3 protein-coding genes are annotated in these 2568 nt (G+C 54.4%); all 3 read right to left on the bottom strand.

Annotated elements, in window-relative coordinates:
- The coding region (locus tag P3T21_RS38300) for a transposase (RefSeq protein ID WP_429261039.1) at positions 1–659 on the bottom strand (659 nt) is incomplete at its 3' end.
- A gap of 239 nt (positions 660–898) precedes the next feature.
- Positions 899–2125 (bottom strand): MFS transporter, encoded by a 1227-nt coding sequence (locus P3T21_RS38295; protein ID WP_429261038.1) that lies wholly within the window; start codon positions 2123–2125, stop codon positions 899–901.
- Positions 2126–2222: 97 nt separating this feature from the next.
- Complete coding sequence (locus P3T21_RS38290; RefSeq protein ID WP_429261037.1) at positions 2223–2474, bottom strand: hypothetical protein; 252 nt, start codon at positions 2472–2474, stop codon at positions 2223–2225.
- Between the last annotated feature and the right edge of the window lie 94 nt (positions 2475–2568).

Genomic DNA, 2568 nt, shown 5'->3' with positions numbered 1-2568 from the left:
TCTAACTGCTTCCTGACCTGTGCGAGCTCACGCATCTGCTGGCGTAAGCGGGCGATCTTCTCGTACAGGCGAACGGTCTTCACATCGAAACCTGTTGGACTGGTCCGGTCTGCGGTTTCAATCAGGTCGAGATATCGCTGCACGCTTTCCTCGATCTGCTGCTGACGCTTGTCGATCTTGCTCGCCGTGTAGTTCCTGTCGCGGCTGTTTGACGCCTTGAACTTGCTACCGTCGATGGCCACCATGTCACTGGCTAGCAGCTTCAGCCCGCGACACAGTTCGACGAAACGCCGGCATACGTTGCGAATGGCTGCGCCGCTGTCACGGCGAAAGTCGGCGATCGTCTTGAAGTCCGGAGCCAGACGTCCCGTTAGCCACATCAGCTCGACGTTGCGCTGACATTCACGCTCGAGACGCCGGCTCGAAGGTATCCGGTTCAGGTAGCCGTAGATATAGATCTTGAGCATCACGCCTGGGTGATAGGACGGGCGGCCCGTGATCGCCGGCGTGGTACCGTTGAAACCGAGCTCTGCAAGATCCAGTTCGTCGACGAAGACATCGATGACTCTCACCGGATTGTCCTGTCCGATGTAGTCATCGACGCATTCTGGAAGTAGTGCGACCTGCTTGCGGTCATCGCCTTCGACAAATCGCTTCATGAGTCACCCGGGCTCAGTGCGTTGATTTAGTTTAGGCGATCAATGCGTTTTCACACACTCTGGACCCTTTTCAGCCGTTTGGCTTTCTCCATAGCGGCCATTCGCAGCACGATAGCGGGGACGGTTACCATTGCTGGGACGTGCGTACCCGCTACATTGATCATTTTGCTGATTCGATATATCCCCCAGCGCCCACTGCGTGACAGGTATCGCCAAACCGGTTTTCCGCGGGAGCACGATCAATCTCGTAAGCCTTCCCGAACCGAACCTTCATTCCATGCCGGCGCGATCGACCGACTGAGCGATAGAGTACAGGCGAGCAGGACTGCAACCGCAGTAAATAGAGTCAATAGAACTTGTACGCCCCAGTATTCGGAGATTATCCCAGCGACCGCCGAGCCCAACGGATACAGAGAAAAGGCTATCAATCGGCATGAACTGTTGACCCTTCCCTGAAGCTTTTCTGGCACGGACCTGACACGGTAAGCGAATTGCATAACGGCGTAGAGAGAGTAGAACGCTTCGACTAACCCATACACTAAGCCCAGCCTCGGCATATTTGTCGCAATGAACAACGCACCAAAAGCAATCGCATGGAGCCAGGCAGCCAGCACCACTCCTCGGCCAAAACCATGCACCCGCAACCAACGCGTGCCGCAAATGGATCCGAGAACACTTCCGATGCCACCGCATGCGACCATCGTGCCAATCGACGTATCGCTGACCCCCAAACGTTGTCCCACGGTGATTGCCAAAAGCGGCATTGCGGCGTTGATTAAATTCAAGCCCCCCATCATGCATGCAAGCAAAAGAACTAGGCGGGCACCCAAAAGCCATCGAACTCCCTCCGCAATGTCCTTGGTCAACGAACGGCGTCCGTCTACACGCGGAACATTCAGTTCGGTCTTGAGTATCTTGAGGAAGATGAAGGAACAAAGGTAGCAAACTGCGCCGGCGAAAAGCGCTCCACTAATCCCCAAAATTTGATAGACCAAAGTGGCGGCAGCCGGCCCGAGAATCATCGCGGTACCGAAGCCAGCCTCGTTCGTGCTAGATGCCTGGGACAGCAGTTCGCGAGGCACTACGCTCGACAGGACTGCCGCTTCAGCGATATTGAAGAATACAAACAAGATGCCGTCTACTGTGCAGACGAAGTAAATGTGCCACTGATTGACTACACCATAATGTGCCATTATGCCAAGGACGAAGAAGCAGACGTATCGACCGCTCTGACACGCCATCATGATGTGTTTGCGGTTCCATCGATCGACTAGCGCCCCTAACGGCAGGCTCAAGAATAAGTAAGGCGCGGACCTCAAGACACCCACCACCCCTGCGGCAGCCATCGATCCAGTGAACTTCAGGATTAGCAGCGGAAAGACCACGTTCATACCAGCACCAACTAAAGTGGACGCCGATTGCGCTGAAAGCAAAAACACGTAATCGCGAATGCTCCAAAGCTTCATTGAGGATATCCTTGCCGACGACTGGATTGAATGTAGGGAAGTATCAGATCCTAATGTACTGGTGAATGTCGCCTTCTGCCCGAAGATCGTCTTCAGCTTACTGGTCGAGGGCCGGGTTGATCTCGTTATGGGTAAGACGGAATTCCGCCATGCGGGTGCGATGCGTTGATGAGCCGAGATACAAACGAAGTTGCACATTAATCGCATCGCGCAGGCCGGTGTTATTCTGGGAAAGGGAGAATGCTCCAAATGGCAGTTGGTGGGCGCCATTCACTTCCAGCCTGTGCTCAACTGCCTCTAGCAGCGATCCGCCGATTCGGTCAGCGAGGATGCGATTCCCTAGTGTCATGAGTTAGAAATTCATTGAAAGATGTCAATCCCGTACTAAAGTGTCTTGTGTGGCACTTGATACGGGAGGTAACGATGAGCGGACGGCCCAAAGG

The sequence above is a fragment of the Paraburkholderia sp. GAS334 genome (assembly GCF_050436625.1).
Lineage (GTDB): Bacteria > Pseudomonadota > Gammaproteobacteria > Burkholderiales > Burkholderiaceae > Paraburkholderia.
This window is presented reverse-complemented; position numbering and strand designations above follow the sequence as displayed.

Excerpts from the sequence above, each read along its gene's own strand:
- P3T21_RS38295 (WP_429261038.1), bottom strand. The coding sequence starts at position 2,125 with ATGAAGCTTTGGAGCATTCGCGATTACGTGTTTTTGCTTTCAGCGCAA.
- P3T21_RS38290 (WP_429261037.1), bottom strand. The coding sequence starts at position 2,474 with ATGACACTAGGGAATCGCATCCTCGCTGACCGAATCGGCGGATCGCTG.